The following is a 14,883-nucleotide window of genomic DNA, read 5'->3' as shown; positions in this document are numbered from 1 at the left end:
CTGTGCCGCTGTAACCGTTCGGCCCCCTTCATTGCCATGTAGCGCTCCACCGTGGCGCGATTCAGGCGCCGCAGACGCTCGATGTCGAGGGGTGTTTCCCTGTACCGCTGACCGTTCATGCGCCGCCTCCGAGAGGGCTCTCCAGGTATGCCGGAGAAACTTTTCCCTCGCGGCATCGGTTATTCGCTGGCGCGCAGGAGTTCGTCGCTCGGTAAGGGAGCGATATTCGCTGGGCGCATTGTTTATACGTAGGGTGAAATTTCGCGTTACATATGTTCGCCTGTCGTTTCCAATTTTCGAAAGGCAATAGGAGTTTCATCCCGGGTTTCTTTTGGAAACCTGTCGGTAATGGATTCGCAATGCTTTCGTTAAGGTGCGACAGACGAGGTCGCGAAGACTTTCAGCGTCATTCCGTGAAGTGTTTCAAATAGCCAGCATCCCTGGTCGCTGATGTGGATTGCATAAAACACAGAACGCTCGTACCGGCTCAACTACAAGATCTGGTAGGTGCCAGACAGGGTATGCGGGATTGCTAAGCTGATGCTTCCTGCAATGCCGGAGGTTGTAGCCAAGTTGTAATTTTATTCTTTCGGTACGCAGGAAAAGGCTCTGGAACAGGCAGTTGGAAAGTTCCAGGGTTGTTTCCGCAACGAGATCCAGGGAGCGCTGATCCGGGGGATGAGCGCATTTTTTCTCAAAGTTCCGAATGAACCGGGGTGTTCTGCGGTATTTCTCGCCGAGCGGGCAAGAAGTGCGAAATAGAGCGCTTGGGTACTTCTCGGGTTACGGAAATGTGTAACGAGAGAGAATAAAAGATGAATAATTCGAATCTTGCTGCTGCGCGTAATTTGATACAAGTTGTTACCGGGGAATGGAAGTCCCGTTGCGTCTACGTCGCTACGCGCCTCGGGCTGGCCGATCTGATCGAGAGCGGGATCGACAGCGACGAGACGCTGGCCGCCGCGGTCGGTTCCGATGCCGAGCGCATCCATCGACTGATGCGCCTGCTGGTGGCCTTCGAGATCTTCCAGGGCGATACCCGCGACGGCTACGCCAATACCCCCACCAGCCACCTGCTGAGGGATGTCGAGGGCTCCTTCCGCGACATGGTGCTGTTCTACGGCGAGGAGTTCCACGCCGCCTGGACGCCCGCCTGCGAGGCGCTGCTCAGCGGTACCCCAGGCTTCGAGCTGGCGTTCGGCGAAGACTTCTACAGCTACCTGAAGCGCTGCCCGGATGCCGGCCGGCGCTTCCTGCTGGCGATGAAGGCGAGCAACCTGGCCTTCCACGAGATCCCCAGGCTCCTGGATTTCCGCGGGCGTAGCTTCGTCGACGTCGGTGGCGGTTCCGGCGAATTGACCAAGGCCATCCTGCAGGCCGAGCCCAGCGCCCGGGGCGTGATGCTCGACCGCGAGGGTTCCCTCGGTGTGGCCCGCGACAACCTCTCCAGCCTGTTGGCAGGGGAGCGCGTCAGCCTGGTGGGCGGCGACATGCTGCAAGAGGTGCCGTCCAACGGCGATATCTACCTGCTGTCGCGGATCATCGGCGATCTGGACGAAGCCGCCAGCCTGAGGTTGCTCGGCAATTGCCGCGAGGCGATGGCCGGCGACGGCCGGGTGGTGGTGATCGAGCGGACCATCTCGGCCAGCGAGCCGTCGCCGATGTCGGTGCTCTGGGACGTGCACCTGTTCATGGCCTGCGCTGGCCGTCACCGCACCACCGAGGAGGTGGTCGACCTGCTCGGGCGCGGCGGCTTCGCGGTGGAGCGGATCGTCGACCTGCCGATGGAAACCCGCATGATCGTCGCTGCCAGGGCCTGAATCGGAACTTTCAACGGTTGGCCCCGGCGGTTTCGCCGGCGGCCAGTTGGCCGGCGCCCGGCGCCAGGTCGCCGCTGCCCCAGCCGAGCGCCTTGTAGAGCGCGATGACGTTGACGAACGAGGCGGTCTCCGCCTGCGCCAGTTCCTCGCGGATCTGGTACAGCGCGCGCTGGTTCTCCAGCACCGCCAGGTAGCTGCCGGCGCCGGCGCGGTAGCGTTCGTTGGCGATCTCCAGGGCGTTCGCGCCATGGGTCGCGGACTGGAACAGGGCGACCAGCCGACGCTGGTGTTCGGCCAGTTGGTTGAGCGCGTTGCCGACGTCCTCCTGGGCCAGCAGCAGGGAGCGCTGGTAGCGCGCCAGCGCGGCGTCGGACTGCGCCTCGACGGCGCGCAGGCGGGCCCGCACGTTGCCCAGGCGGAACGCCGGCCAACTGACGCTGGGCGCCAGTTCGAAGGCGCGCGAGGCGCTGCCGAGGTCGCCGCTGCGCAGGGCGAAGAAACCGATGAAGCCGCCCAGGTCGAGGCGCGGATAGAGTTCGGCGGTGGCCGCGCCGACGTCTTCGGTGCTCGCTGCCAGTTGCCGCTCGGCGCTGACTACGTCGGGGCGCTGGAGGATCAGGCGGTCGACGTCGCCCAGCGGCAGGTTCTTCGCCAATGGCGCGGCGGCGCCGCCGTCGAGGATCGGCGCGCCGCTGCCGGGTGCCTCGCCGCGCAGCACGTCGAGGCGATAGCGGGCGCTCTCCAGCGCGGTCGTCAGTGGCGGAATCGCCGCTTCGCTGCGCAGCAGGTTGGCCTGGGCGTTCTCCACGTCCTCCGGCAGGCCGCTGCCCAGTTGCAGGCTGCTGCGGGTCAGCTCCAGGGTGTCGCGCCAACTGCGCACCTGGGCGCGCGCCACGTCCAGCCGGCGCTGGTAGCCCTGGATCTCGAAGTAGGCGCGGGCGGTGTCGGCGGCGATGCTCAGGCGTACCAGCCGGAGGTCGGCGTCGGCCGCTTCGGCGCGGGCCAGGGCGGCTTCGGAAAGTCGGCCGAGGCGGCCGAACAGGTCGATTTCCCACTGCGCGTCGAAGCCGGCGCGGTAGCTCTCCGCCAGGCGCCGGCGCGGCTCGCCGTCGTAGTCCAGCTGTTGTTCGATGCTGCGGCTGTAGCCGGCCTGGCTGGTGACCTGCGGCAACTGGTCGAGCCAGCGGTCGTCGAACAGCGCGCGGGCGCTGCGCAGGTTGGCGCGGGCCTCGCGGATGTCGTGGTTGCGCGCCAGCGCCTGGTCGACCAGGCGCACCAGTTGCGGATCGTCGAAGAAACTCCACCAGGGCGCTTCCCGCCGCTCGCCGGAGAACTCGCCGAGGTGCTCGCTGGCGACGCGTGGCGGCGGCGACTGCGGACGCTGGTAGTCGGGGCCGACGCTGCAGGCGGCCAGGCCGGTGCCGACCGCCAGGGCCAGCGCCAGGCGCGAAAGGTTCGGGTAGGAGCGCTTCATGCCTTGTTCACCAGCAGATCGGCCTCGGCCAGTTGCCGGCTGCGCGGGCTCTTGTCGACTTCCGCGTGGTTGCGCGCCAGCAGGGTATAGACGGTGGGCAGCACGAACAGGGTGAAGAGGGTGCCGACCAGCATCCCGGAGACGATCACCACGCCCAGGCCGAAGCGGCTGGCGGCGCCGGCGCCGCTGGCGAAGAGCAGCGGCACCAGGCCGAAGACCATTGCCGCGGTGGTCATCAGCACCGGCCGCAGGCGGATCTGCGCGGCGCGCAGGATCGCCGCGCGGCGGTCGAGGCGCTCGTGGAGTTGCAGTTCGTTGGCGAACTCGACCATGAGGATGCCGTGCTTGCTGATCAGGCCGATCAGGGTGACCAGGCCGATCTGCGTATAGATGTTCATCGTCGCGTAGCCCAGCGCCAGCGGCAGCAGCGCGCCGCAGATCGACAGCGGCACGGTGATCAGGATGATCAGCGGGTCGGCCAGGCTCTCGTACTGCGCGGCGAGCACCAGGTAGATCACCACCAGGGCGGCGAGGAAGGCGAACACCAGGGTGTTGCCTTCCTGGGTGTATTGCCGCGAGTCGGATTGCCAGTCGTGGCTGAAGCCGGCCGGCAGGCCGCGCGCCACGTCGTCGAGGAAGGCCACCGCCTGGCCCATGGAGACGCCGGGCGCGGGGATCGCCTGGAGGGTCGCGGCGTTCTGCTGGTCGAACTGGATCAGCTTGTTCGGTTCGACCTGAAGCGCCACCCGGACCACCGTCGACAGCGGCACCAGGTTGCCGTCCTGGGTGCGCACGAACTGTCGTGCCAGCGCTTGCGGAGTGAAACGCTGGTCGCGCAGGCTCTGTGGGATCACGTCGTAGGAGCGGCCCTCCATGCCGAAGCGGTTGACGTAGTTCTCGCCCACCAGCACCGCCAGCGACTCGCCGATGTCCTGCATGCGGATGCCCAGGCTGTTGGCCTTGGCGCGGTCGATGCGGACCTGGACCACCGGGTTGTTGTAGTCGAGGTCGCTGTCGACCACCACGAACAGCCCGCTCTGCCGGGCCTTCTGCTTGATCTCTTCCATGGTCCGGTAGAGCACCGGATAGTCCTGCGGGCTGCGCAGCACCATCTGCACCGGCAGGCCGCCGGTGGAGCCGGGCAGGGCGGCCAACTGGAAGGCGAAGATGCTGCTGCCCTCGACGTCGCCGACCTTGCCTTGCAGCTCGGACTGGATCGCCGAGGCGTCGCGCTCGCGTTTTTCCCAGGCCGCCAGGTTGATCCCGCCGAAGCTCGCCGCCGGTCCGTCGGTGCCGTTGATGATCCAGGTGCTGACGGTTTCCGGGATGCTGGTGTAGACCTGGTCGAGCTTGCGCGCGAACAGTTCGACATAGTCGAGGTTGGCGTGCTGCGGCGCCTTGATCGCGGTGAGCACCGCGGCCTGGTCCTCGGTCGGCGCCAGTTCGCGCTTGGGCATCGAATACAGCAGCGGCAGGCTGATGCACACCAGCAATGCCAGGCCGCCGGTCAGCCAGCGGTGGCCCAGGGAGAACTCCAGGACCTGCCCGTAGCGCCGCGTCAGGCCGCCGAAGAACCACTCGGCGGCGCGGCCCATGCGCCCCTCGTTCTGGTGCGCCTGGAGCAGCAGCGAACTCATCACCGGCGACAGGGTCAGCGCCACCACCCCGGACACGATCACCGCGCCCGCCAGGGTCAGGGCGAACTCGCGGAACAGCGCGCCGGTGAGGCCGCCCATCAGGCCGATGGGGGTGTACACGGCGGCCAGGGTGATGGTCATGGCGATCACCGGGCCGGCCACTTCGCGGGCGCCGATCAGCGCCGCCGCCACCGGCGACTTGCCTTCCTCGATGTGGCGGTGGACGTTCTCCACCACCACGATGGCGTCGTCCACCACCAGCCCGATGGCCAGCACCATCGCCAGCAGGGTCAGCAGGTTGACGCTGAAGCCGAAGGCCAGCATCAGCGCGGCGGCGCCGAGCATCGACAGGGGAATGGTCGCCACCGGGATCAGCACGCTGCGCAGCGAGCCGAGGCAGAGGTAGATCACCAGCACCACGATCAGCAGCGCTTCCACCAGGGTCCGCACCACCTCGTCGATGGAGGCCTGGATGAAGCGCGAAGTCTCGTAGGCGAGGTCGACGCGGACATCCGGCGGCAGGGTCTTCTGGATCTCCGGCAGCAGCTTGCGGATGCCGTCGACGATCACCAGCGGGTTGCCGGTGGGCGTCGGGAACAACCCCAGGTGCACCGCCGGGTCGCCGTCCATCAGTGCGCTGGTCTCGGTGGCCGCGGCGCCCAGTTCGACGGTACCGACGTCGCGCAGGCGCACCAGGCCGTTGCCATCGTTGCGGATGACCATCTCGCGGAAGTCGTCGACGTTGGTCAGGTCGGTGTTGACCCGCACGTTGGACAGCACGTACTGCCCCTTCACCATCCCCGGCGCCGCCTGGTAGTTGTTGCGGCGGATCGCCTCGGCCACGTCGGAGGCGGTCAGGCCGCGCCCGGCGAGGCGGTCGGCGTCGAGCCAGAGGCGCATGGCCAGGCGCTGGCCGCCAAAGGTCTGGACCTTGGCCACGCCGTCGATGGAAGAGAACATCGGCTCGACCACCCGCGACAGGTAGTCGGTCAACGCCGGGATCGGCAGGGTCTTGCTGGAAAAGCCGACGTAGGCTACCGCGGTGGTCTCGCCGGAAGAGCGTTCGATCACCGAGTCGTAGGCACGCTCGGGCAGCTTGTAGCGCACCGAGTTGACCTTGGCCATGGTCTCGGTCATCGCCTGGGTCGAATCGCGGTTGAGCAGCATGCGGATGGTCACCACGCTACGCCCCTGCACCGAGGTCGAGGAAAGGTAGTCGATGCCCTCCACCGACGACACCGCCTGGGCGATCGGCTGGGTGACGAAGCCTTGCATGAGATCGGCGGAGGCGCCGGGGTACTCGGTGGTGACGGTGATGGTCGAGCTTTCCAGCAGCGGGTACTGGCGGATCGGCAGCTTGCCCAGGGAGAACAGGCCGAGCAGCAGGATCAGCGTGCTGACCACCAGCGCCAGCACCGGCCGGCGGACGAACAGGTCGGTAAAGGTCATCGCGGGGTTCCTTCAGCGGCCTGCGACCGGCACGGGGGGCGCGGCGCTGCTCAGGGTGTCTTCCTTGACCGGTTCCACGGCCATCCCGTCGCTCAGGTTGATCTGTCCGGAAGTCACTACCCGGTCGCCCTCGGCGAGGCCCTGGAGGATTTCCACGCGACCGTCCCAGCGCTCGCCGATCCGCACCGAGACGCGCTTGGCGCTGAGCGGCCGGTCGCCGTCCTGGTGGGCGACGAACACGGTGTCGCCGTAGGCGGTGTAGGTGACTGCGGTTTCCGGCACGCTCAGCGACGGCGCGTCGGCTTTGCGCGAGACCCGGATGCTGGCGAACATGCCGGCGGCGAGCAGGCCTTCGGGGTTGTCCAGCAAGGCCTGGACCTGCACCGTGCGCGACTTGCCGATCAGCGGGTCGATGGCGCTGATGCGCGCCGGGAAGCTGCGCCCCGGATAGGCGTCGACCAGGACCTCGAGGGGCTGGCCGAGCTTCAGCTCGGGACTGGTGCTTTCGTCCAGGGAGAAATTGCTTTTCAGGGTCCGCGCATCCACCAGGCTGGCCACCGGCTCGGCGACGCCGAGGTACTGGCCGAGGTGCACGCGGCGGATGCCGAGCTGGCCGGAGAAGGGCGCGCGGATCGCCTTCTGGTCGATCAGCGCCTGGGTCTGGCGCACCGCGCCGAGCGCCATGTCGCGGGCGGCGACGGCGTTGTCCAGCTGTTCCTGCGAGGCGACGTTGCGCTCTACCAGCTTGCGCGCACGGGCATGGAGGATCTCGGCATTGCGCAACTGCGCCTTGAGACGGATCAGCTCGGCCTGTTCCACCGCGTCGTTGAGTTGCACCAGCAACTGCCCTTGCTGCACCTGCTGGCCCGATTCGAAGGCGATGCGGGTGATCCGTCCTGCCGCTTCGGCGGCCACCTGGACCTGGCGACCGGCCTCCAGCTCGCCGACGCCATCGAAGACGCGCGGCACCACCCGCCGCTCCACCGAGGCGAGGGCGACCTTTACCGGCGGGTAGCCGGCGAAACCGCCGGCGTCTTTCTTCGCCGAGCCGGTGGCGTAGACGGCGATGCCGATAACCGCCGCGCAGATGAGCGCGGCACTGGCGATCAGGACGGGTTTCTGCATGATCGCCTCAGGCCTTCTGGTAGGTGGCGGCCACGGAGACGTCCTGGCGCAGCCGCTGGCGTTGCGCGCTGGCGATGGCCGTGGCGATCAGGCCGCCGATCACCGCGATGTGTTCGAGGGCGAAGAACATCGCCAGCTTGGCTTCGACGCCGGTCTTGCTCCAGAAGGTGTGGACGATGAGGATGGTCAGCAGCAGGAACACCGCCAGCGCCCCGGCGCCGAGCCATAGCTTGCGGTCCAGCAGGACCAGCGCGGAGCCGGCCAGCAGGGTCACGGCGGTGGCGATGTTGAACAGCCAGGCCGGCTCCAGGCCGGCGGCGCGCATTTCCTCCAGGCTGGCCTGATAGTCGAACAGCTTCGCCAGTCCCGAGGCGACGAACATCAGGGCCAGGCAGATCCGGGCGGTCAGCCAGAGCCAGTTGCTTTCGAGCGAGTTATCGATGAAGCGCTGCATGGGTCGTTCCTTGTGCTGGTCGCCATCCGGCGCCGCGAAGCGGCCGTGGGGGCGGTTCGTGGTCCTGGGGAAACGGGGCGGTATGACCGCAGCGGGGACTATAAAACCTCAAGTTAAGTTGAGGTCAAGGGCGTCTGTGATTAGCGCTATAGGCCTTGCTGGGCGTGGGTTGCAGGTGGATTCGTTGGTGTCGCGGGACGGTGGGATGAGGGGCTGACGATTGGTCGCGGGGACTATTGGGGGAGGGCCTGGGTGTAGCTTGCGGGCAACCCGTCGCGACGGTTCCCCCTGGAGCGAGACGCCTTCGCGGCATCACTGTCGCTCGACCCGCTGCGCGACGATTCGACCTCCTGCCGGGGCGAGTTAGCTACCCCATCGTCTGGAGGGCAAGCATGGCAAACCTCTACGTGGCGGATCCTGGTTCCGTAGGGCGAATAACCGCTTGCGGTTATCCGCCGGTTCTCCGGGACAGCGGCGGATAACGCCCCTCGCGTTATTCGCCCTACAGGACTTGCCGTATGTGGGCGGAAGCTCCATGCCTGTGGGCCTTGGAGCCAGGGCGGGCTTCGGGTCTGGCTCCGTGGTGCGGATGACCGCTTAGCGCCGATCCGCCGGCCCAGCGGCGTATCGGCGGATGGCCGAGTGCAAGGTCACGGCACCGCCACGAAGCGCAGATCGCTCGGCGACCCCACCTCGACGCTTTGCAGCGTCTTGCCCACCTGGCCGCTCTGCGGATCGCGGGCGAACACCCGCAACTGGTCGCTGTTCTGGTTGGCCACGAGGACGAAGCGCCCGCCGGGCGAGAAGGCGAATTCGCGCGGCTCGGTGCCTTCCACCGAGCGCCGTTCGACGAAACGCAACTGGCCGCTGGCCGGGTCGACGGCGAAGGTCACCAGTTGGTTGTCGTCGCCGCGATTGAGCACGCCGAGGAAGCGGCCGTCGGCGGACAGGTGCAGGGCGCCGGCGCCGACTTTGCCCTGGAAGCCGGCAGGCGCCAGGTCGTGGGTCTGCAACTGACGCAGGCGGCCATTGCCCTCATGGGCGAACACCATCACCTGGCCGCTCAGTTCCAGGGTCAGGTAGGCGAAACGCCCGTCGGCGCTGAAGATCAGATGGCGCGGGCCGCTGCCGGGCGGGGTCGGGACGAATGCCGGATCGGCCGCCTGCAGCGGACGTTCGGCCTGTTCCGGGGCGTAGCGGTAGACGAATACCTTGTCGGCGCCGAGGTCGGGGGCGAACAGGTACTGGCCGTCGGGCGAGGACACCACCGAGTGCACATGACCGGAAACCTGGCGCGGATGCACCTTGCTGGCCTGGTGCGACTCCACCTGCACCACCGGCGCCAGCGAGCCGTCCGCGCGCACCGGCAGTACCGCCACCGAGCCTTCCGGCTGTACCGAGTAGTTGGCGACGAACAGGTAGCGACCGTCGTGGCTGAGGCTGCTGTAGGTCGGATGATCGCCGAGGGTCTGGACCTGGCTGATCTGTTGCAGGCGGCCGCTGATCGGATCGAAACGGTAGGACGTGGCGCGACCGACGGTATCGCCCTTGCCGCCCCGTCCGTTCTCGTTGACCACGAACAGAGTGCGTTGGTCCGGGGCGAAGGTCAGGTACGAGGGGTTGCTGGTATGGGCCACGCGCAGCGGGCCTTTCACCGAGCCGTCGGCGCCGTCGAAGCGGTATACCTGGATGCCTTCGCTGGAGCCTTCGGTATAGGTCCCCACCAGCAGGTTGTAGAGGCTGGCGGCCTGGGCCTGGGGCGCCACGCCGGTGAGCGGCGCGAGGGCCAGCAGGCAGAGGGTGGGCAGTCTTCTCATGGGCAACTCCTTGGCTCGCTATTGTTCTGATGGCTCGGGGTTGGACCGGAGCCAGGCCGTTGGGTTCGCCCCTGGCCGCTCAGTCGCCGGCCTGGCCCAGCACGCCGCGCCAGCGTTCGAAGGCGGCGGTCGCGTAGCCTTCGCGCCAGACCAGCCAGGTGTCTACTTCGGCAAGGGGCAGGCTGCGCAGCGGCGGCGTGCCGAGCAGTTGCAGCACCGAGCGCGGCAGCACGCCGACACAGGCGCCGGCGGCGACGCAGGCGAGGATCGCATGGTAGGAGCCGACTTCCTGCACCGTCAGCGGCGTGCCCAGGCTGTCCTCGGCCAGTTGCCGGTAGGTGCAGCCACGGGCGAAGCCGGCCAGGGTGCGCAGGCGCACCTCGGCGACGTCGTGGACCGGCGGGTGTTCGGCCGGCAGGATCATCAGCAGTTCCTCGCGGAACAGCGGCTCGCCGCGCAGGCCGCTGCCATCGAGTTCGCCGGCCCAGCCCGGGCCGGCGGCCACCAGCGCGCAGTCCAGGCGCCGCGCCCGCACCCCATCGAACAACGCGCGACTGGTGCCGGTGGAGACTTCCAGGGCGACCCGCGGACAGGCCTTGTGATAGCTCGCCAGCAGCGCCGGCAGGCGGCTGGCCGCGGTGCTTTCCATGCTGCCCAGGCGCAGGCGCCCGCCGGGCTCGGCGGGATGCATCGACTGACGCGCCTCGTCGGCGAGAGCCAGCAACTGCTCGGCGTAGGCGAGGAATTCGCTGCCGCGTTCGGTCAGGCTCATGCGCTTGCCGTCGCGCAGGAACAGTTCGACGCCCAGGTCCTCCTCGAGCTGGCGGATCCGCGTGGTGACGTTCGACTGCGCTCGCTGCAACTGCTGAGCGGCGCGGGTGACGCTGGCCTCGTGGGCGACCGCGCGGAAGATTTCGAGGGAGGAAAGGTCCATCGATATATCTCTTTATGAGAATGAATTGTTAAAAATATTCTTTTATGAAGATATATTGGTCAAGCGTCGGCCGACGCGGTGTCGTCCGACCGGGAGAGGGAATCGCCATGACTGACCGCTTCACGCGCCTGCTCGGCATCCAGCAGCCGATCATCCAGGCACCCATGCTCGGCGTCTCCACGCCGGCGCTGGCCGCCGCCGTATCCAACGCCGGCGGGCTCGGTTCGATCGCCATCACCGGTAGCGCCGCCGAGAAGGGCCGGGCGCTGATCCGCGAGGTGCGCGGGCTGACCGACAAGCCGTTCAACGTCAACCTGTTCTGCCACCGCCCGGGGCAGGCCGACCCGGCCCGCGAGCGCGCCTGGCTGGACTACCTGAAGCCGCTGTTCGCCGAGTTCGGCGCCGAGCCGCCGGCGCGCCTGAACAACATCTACCTGAGTTTCCTCGAAGACCCGACCCTGCTGCCGATGCTGCTGGAAGAGCGGCCGGCGGCGGTCAGCTTCCATTTCGGCGCGCCGCCCCGCGACCAGGTTCGCGCGTTGCAGGCGGCGGGCATCCGCGTACTGGTCTGTGCCACCACGCCGGAGGAAGCAGCCCTGGTGGAGGCCGCCGGCGCCGATGCGGTGGTCGCCCAGGGCATCGAGGCCGGTGGCCATCGCGGGGTGTTCGAGCCGGAGCGCGGCGACGCCGCCATCGGCACCCTGGCGCTGGTCCGCCTGCTGGCGGCGCGCGGTTCGCTACCGGTGGTGGCTGCCGGCGGGATCATGGACGGACGGGGCATCCGCGCCGCCCTGGAGCTGGGCGCGAGCGCCGTGCAGATGGGCACCGCCTTCGTCCTCTGTCCGGAGTCCTCGGCCAACGCCGCCTACCGCGAGGCGCTGAAGGGGCCGCGCGCGGCGCGCACCGCGCTGACCGTGACCATGTCCGGGCGCAGCGCCCGCGGCCTGCCCAACCGGATGTTCTTCGATGCCGCCGCGCCTGGAGTGCCGCCCTTGCCGGACTATCCGTTCGTCTACGACGCGACCAAAGCGTTGCAGACCGCCGCTCTGGCTCGCGGCAACCATGATTTCGCCGCCCAGTGGGCCGGCCAGGGCGCGGCGCTGGCGCGGGAGCTGCCGGCCGCCGAACTGCTGCGCACGCTGGTCGAGGAACTGCGCGGCTGAGGGAGGCCGTTCGCTGCGCGCGACGATGACTGTCTCTGTTCAGTTACCCCTGTGTTGTGCTTTTCTGCCTCCAGCACTGGAACGACAGGTGGAACATGGGACAGGACAAGTTGAAGGTCGCCGTTCTCTTCGGCGGCAGCAGTGAGGAACGGGACGTCTCCATCGCCAGCGGCGCGCAGGTGATCCAGGCGTTGCGCAGCGCCGGCCACCAGGTGCTGGCGGTGGATACCGCCAGCGGCCTGCTCGGCGCGGAGGAAGAGCGCCGCCTGCTGGCGAGCAAGGTCAAGGAGGTCCCGCCGGACTCCGACTCGCTGGCGATCATCCGCAGCGGCAAGCAGAGCCTGCTGAGCGCCGGCGAACTGGCTGGGGTCGACGTGTTCTTCCTCGCCCTGCACGGCGGCACCGGCGAGGACGGCACCCTGCAGGCGCTGCTGGATGCCGGTGGTTTCGCCTATACCGGCAGCGGCCACCTGGCCAGCGCCATGGCGATGGACAAGGACGTGGCCAAGCGCCTGTTCCTCGCCGCCGGGGTGGAGACCGCCAGTTGGCTGATGGCGCCGGCCTCGGAAGAGGCGGTGCGCGAGCAACTGGGCTTCCCCCTGGTGGTCAAGCCGAACAGCCAGGGCTCCACCGTGGGGCTGTCCATCGTGCATTCCCAGGCCGAATTGCAGCCGGCCATCGAGCTGGCCGGGCGCTATGGCGACGAGGTGATGCTGGAGCGCTTCGTCGCCGGCCGCGAGGTCACCGTCGGGGTGCTCGACGACCAGGCGCTGCCGGTGGGCGAGATTCTCCTCGGCGGCCAGGAGGTCTTCGACTACGAGCACAAGTACCAGGCCGGCGCGGTGCGCGAGGTGTTTCCCGCCGACCTGCCGCCGGCGATCGCCGCCGAGGCCCAGCGTCTGGCGCTGAAGGTACACCGGGCGCTGAAGCTGAGCGGCTACAGCCGCACCGACTTCCGCCTCGACGAACAGGGCCGGCTCTGGTGCCTGGAGGTCAATACCCTGCCGGGCATGACCGCCACCAGCCTGCTGCCGCAGGCCGCGGCGGCGGCCGGGATCGGTTTCGCCGAACTCTGCGAGCGGATCTGCCGGCTCGGCATCGAGCGCTGCAAGGGCGCGCGCAAGGCGCGTTCCTGATTCCCGCGGCCCGCCGCCGGGGCGGGCCGCGCCTTTCGCTCAGGCCTCGAGGTTCTCGACCCGCTCGAGGGTGTCGTAGAGGCTGTAGCGCTCCTGTTCGTCGCGTCGCACCCGGCCCATGGCGACGCACGGATCATGGGTGAAGACCAGTCGGCCGTTGCGGGCGATGAGGCTGTCCAGCAGGCGTTCCTTTTCCTCGATCAGGCCTTCCGGGAAGCGGTCGTAGCCCATGGTCAGCGGTAGGTGTACCCAGGGTGCGCCGGGGATCAGGTCGCCGCTGAATACCACCGGGCCGTCGGGCATGGCGATCTCCGGGAGCATCTGGCCCGGGGTATGGCCTTCGCTGAAATGGAAACGCCAGCCCTCGCCCAGATGCGCCGAGCGCTCGCCGTCGTCGAGCAGCTCCAGGCGTCCGCTGGCCTGCAGCAGGTCGAGCAGTTCCGGCACGAACGAGGCTCGGTCGCGCGGGTGCGGCTGGCGCGCGCGCTGCCAGTGGCGGCGGCCGCTGACGAAATGCGCGTTGGGGAACAGCAGGCGCGCCGGCTGGCCTTCTTCCCAGGCGGCGAGCAGGCCGCCGGCGTGGTCGAAGTGCAGGTGGGTGAGCAGCACCACGTCGATGTCGGCGTCGTCCAGGCCGACCGCGGCGAGGCTGTCGAGCAGTACGTGGCGCTCTTCCTGGACGCCGTAGCGCTGGCGCAGGGCGGGCGGGAAGAACGCGCCGATGCCGGTCTCCACCAGTACGTTGCGCTCGCCGTCGCGTACCAGCAGGGCACGGCAGCCGAGGTCGATGCGGTTCTCCGCATCGGGCTGCATCCAGCGTGACCAGAGCGCGCGCGGGGCATTGCCGAACATGGCGCCGCCGTCGAGTTTCTGGCTGTTGCCGAGGAGGGTGGTGAGGGTTCGCATGGATATGTCCTTGTTCCTGGTCTAGCGAATAACCGGCGGTTGCGTCGTTTTTCAAGAATGCCTGGCCGGCTTCCCGGGCGTCGTAGGGCGAATAACCGCTTCGCGGTTATCCGCCGTTATCGCGGGCTGTCGGCGGACAGCGCGTTGCATGCTGTCCCGGAAAAAACACGCGGCCCACGGGCCGCGCGACGGAAGCTTCAGAACTGTTCCGCCTCCAGGCCGTACAGGCTTTCGCTGCCGGCTTCGACGGCGGCGGCGAGGGAGTGCACGCGGGGCAGGATGCGGGCGAAGTAGAAGCGCGCGGTGGCCAGCTTGCCGTCGTGGAACGCCGGGTCGGCCTCGCGCTGGCGCAGCGCGGCGGCGGCCATGCGCGCCCAGAGGTAGGCGTAGGCGGTATAGCCGAACAGATGCAGGTATTCCACCGAGGCTGCGCCGATCTCGCGCGGGTCGTTGCCGGCGCGGGCGACGATGCCCTGGGTGAGGTTGTCCAGCAGGTCCAGGGCGGTCAGCAGCGGGGTGACGAACTCCGCCAGTTCGGCGTTGGCGCCGGCGGCGAAGGCTCGCACCTCGCGGCTGAAGATGGAGAGGAACAGCCCGCCGTTGGCGACCACCTTGCGGCCCATCAGGTCGAGCGCCTGGATGCCGTTGGTGCCTTCGTAGATCTGCGCGATGCGTACGTCGCGCACCAGTTGCTCCTGGCCCCATTCGCGGATGTAGCCGTGGCCGCCGAACACCTGCTGGCCGAGCACGCAGCTCTCCAGGCCGGTATCGGTGAAGAAGGCCTTGGCCACCGGGGTCAACAGGGCCACCAGGGCTTCGGCCTGGCTGCGTTCTTCCTGGTCCTCGGCGTACTTGGCCAGGTCGAGCTGCTGCCCGACATAGGTGGAAAAGGCGCGGCCGCCCTCGGTCAGCGCCTTCATGGTGAGCAGCATGCGGCGCACGTCGGGGTGCACGATGATCGGGTCGGC

12 protein-coding genes are annotated in these 14,883 nt (G+C 68.2%); 3 read left to right on the top strand and 9 right to left on the bottom strand.

Annotated elements, in window-relative coordinates; translation table 11 throughout:
* The coding region (locus HMPREF3014_RS34175) for a PhzA/PhzB family protein (RefSeq protein ID WP_185832824.1) at positions 1-119 on the bottom strand (119 nt) is incomplete at its 3' end.
* Positions 120-815: 696 nt separating this feature from the next.
* Between HMPREF3014_RS34175 and phzM the strand changes: the two genes are divergently transcribed.
* Positions 816-1,820 (top strand): phenazine-1-carboxylate N-methyltransferase PhzM, encoded by a 1,005-nt coding sequence (phzM, locus tag HMPREF3014_RS29455; protein ID WP_003093617.1) that lies wholly within the window; start codon positions 816-818, stop codon positions 1,818-1,820.
* A gap of 10 nt (positions 1,821-1,830) precedes the next feature.
* Here the strand turns inward: phzM and opmD are convergent, their stop codons facing one another.
* The 6 genes from opmD to nmoR form a co-directional block, all read right to left on the bottom strand.
* Positions 1,831-3,294: a multidrug efflux transporter outer membrane subunit OpmD gene (gene opmD, locus HMPREF3014_RS29450; protein ID WP_023086941.1), complete on the bottom strand. Its 1,464-nt coding sequence runs from the start codon at positions 3,292-3,294 to the stop codon at positions 1,831-1,833.
* A complete protein-coding gene (gene mexI, locus HMPREF3014_RS29445) occupies positions 3,291-6,380 on the bottom strand; it encodes a multidrug efflux RND transporter permease MexI (RefSeq protein WP_003114727.1) in 3,090 nt (1,029 codons plus the stop codon). Before mexI ends, opmD begins: the two co-directional genes overlap by 4 nt.
* A gap of 12 nt (positions 6,381-6,392) precedes the next feature.
* A complete protein-coding gene (mexH, locus tag HMPREF3014_RS29440; RefSeq protein ID WP_003104731.1) occupies positions 6,393-7,505 on the bottom strand; it encodes a multidrug efflux RND transporter periplasmic adaptor MexH in 1,113 nt (370 codons plus the stop codon).
* 7 nt (positions 7,506-7,512) lie between these two features.
* Positions 7,513-7,959, bottom strand: coding sequence for a multidrug efflux RND transporter inhibitory subunit MexG (gene mexG / locus HMPREF3014_RS29435; RefSeq protein ID WP_003093607.1), 447 nt, complete (start codon positions 7,957-7,959; stop codon positions 7,513-7,515).
* Positions 7,960-8,609: 650 nt separating this feature from the next.
* Positions 8,610-9,776 carry a gluconolactonase PpgL gene (gene ppgL / locus HMPREF3014_RS29430; protein ID WP_003093604.1) on the bottom strand — a complete coding sequence of 389 codons (1,167 nt, stop codon included), beginning with the start codon at positions 9,774-9,776 and terminating at the stop codon, positions 8,610-8,612.
* A 79-nt stretch (positions 9,777-9,855) separates the two neighbouring features.
* Positions 9,856-10,710 (bottom strand): LysR family transcriptional regulator NmoR, encoded by an 855-nt coding sequence (nmoR, locus tag HMPREF3014_RS29425; protein WP_003104733.1) that lies wholly within the window; start codon positions 10,708-10,710, stop codon positions 9,856-9,858.
* Positions 10,711-10,817: 107 nt separating this feature from the next.
* On the opposite strand from nmoR, the gene nmoA reads away from it, so the two are divergent.
* Both nmoA and HMPREF3014_RS29415 read left to right on the top strand, forming a co-directional pair.
* On the top strand, positions 10,818-11,873 hold the full coding sequence (nmoA, locus tag HMPREF3014_RS29420; RefSeq protein ID WP_003104734.1) for a nitronate monooxygenase: 1,056 nt from the start codon (positions 10,818-10,820) through the stop codon (positions 11,871-11,873).
* A 95-nt stretch (positions 11,874-11,968) separates the two neighbouring features.
* Positions 11,969-13,009 carry a D-alanine--D-alanine ligase gene (locus HMPREF3014_RS29415; RefSeq protein ID WP_003093601.1) on the top strand — a complete coding sequence of 347 codons (1,041 nt, stop codon included), beginning with the start codon at positions 11,969-11,971 and terminating at the stop codon, positions 13,007-13,009.
* A gap of 39 nt (positions 13,010-13,048) precedes the next feature.
* Here the strand turns inward: HMPREF3014_RS29415 and HMPREF3014_RS29410 are convergent, their stop codons facing one another.
* Both HMPREF3014_RS29410 and HMPREF3014_RS29405 read right to left on the bottom strand, forming a co-directional pair.
* A complete protein-coding gene (locus HMPREF3014_RS29410) occupies positions 13,049-13,915 on the bottom strand; it encodes an MBL fold metallo-hydrolase (protein WP_003093600.1) in 867 nt (288 codons plus the stop codon).
* A gap of 197 nt (positions 13,916-14,112) precedes the next feature.
* The coding region (locus HMPREF3014_RS29405; protein ID WP_177344985.1) for an acyl-CoA dehydrogenase C-terminal domain-containing protein at positions 14,113-14,883 on the bottom strand (771 nt) is incomplete at its 5' end.

It is taken from the genome of Pseudomonas sp. HMSC065H01 (assembly GCF_001815235.1).
GTDB lineage: Bacteria > Pseudomonadota > Gammaproteobacteria > Pseudomonadales > Pseudomonadaceae > Pseudomonas > Pseudomonas aeruginosa.
This window is presented reverse-complemented; position numbering and strand designations above follow the sequence as displayed.

Excerpts from the sequence above, each read along its gene's own strand:
- ppgL (WP_003093604.1), bottom strand. The coding sequence starts at position 9,776 with ATGAGAAGACTGCCCACCCTCTGCCTGCTGGCCCTCGCGCCGCTCACC.
- nmoA (WP_003104734.1), top strand. The coding sequence starts at position 10,818 with ATGACTGACCGCTTCACGCGCCTGCTCGGCATCCAGCAGCCGATCATC.
- phzM (WP_003093617.1), top strand. The coding sequence starts at position 816 with ATGAATAATTCGAATCTTGCTGCTGCGCGTAATTTGATACAAGTTGTT.
- mexH (WP_003104731.1), bottom strand. The coding sequence starts at position 7,505 with ATGCAGAAACCCGTCCTGATCGCCAGTGCCGCGCTCATCTGCGCGGCG.
- HMPREF3014_RS29410 (WP_003093600.1), bottom strand. The coding sequence starts at position 13,915 with ATGCGAACCCTCACCACCCTCCTCGGCAACAGCCAGAAACTCGACGGC.
- mexG (WP_003093607.1), bottom strand. The coding sequence starts at position 7,959 with ATGCAGCGCTTCATCGATAACTCGCTCGAAAGCAACTGGCTCTGGCTG.
- HMPREF3014_RS29415 (WP_003093601.1), top strand. The coding sequence starts at position 11,969 with ATGGGACAGGACAAGTTGAAGGTCGCCGTTCTCTTCGGCGGCAGCAGT.
- mexI (WP_003114727.1), bottom strand. The coding sequence starts at position 6,380 with ATGACCTTTACCGACCTGTTCGTCCGCCGGCCGGTGCTGGCGCTGGTG.
- opmD (WP_023086941.1), bottom strand. The coding sequence starts at position 3,294 with ATGAAGCGCTCCTACCCGAACCTTTCGCGCCTGGCGCTGGCCCTGGCG.
- nmoR (WP_003104733.1), bottom strand. The coding sequence starts at position 10,710 with ATGGACCTTTCCTCCCTCGAAATCTTCCGCGCGGTCGCCCACGAGGCC.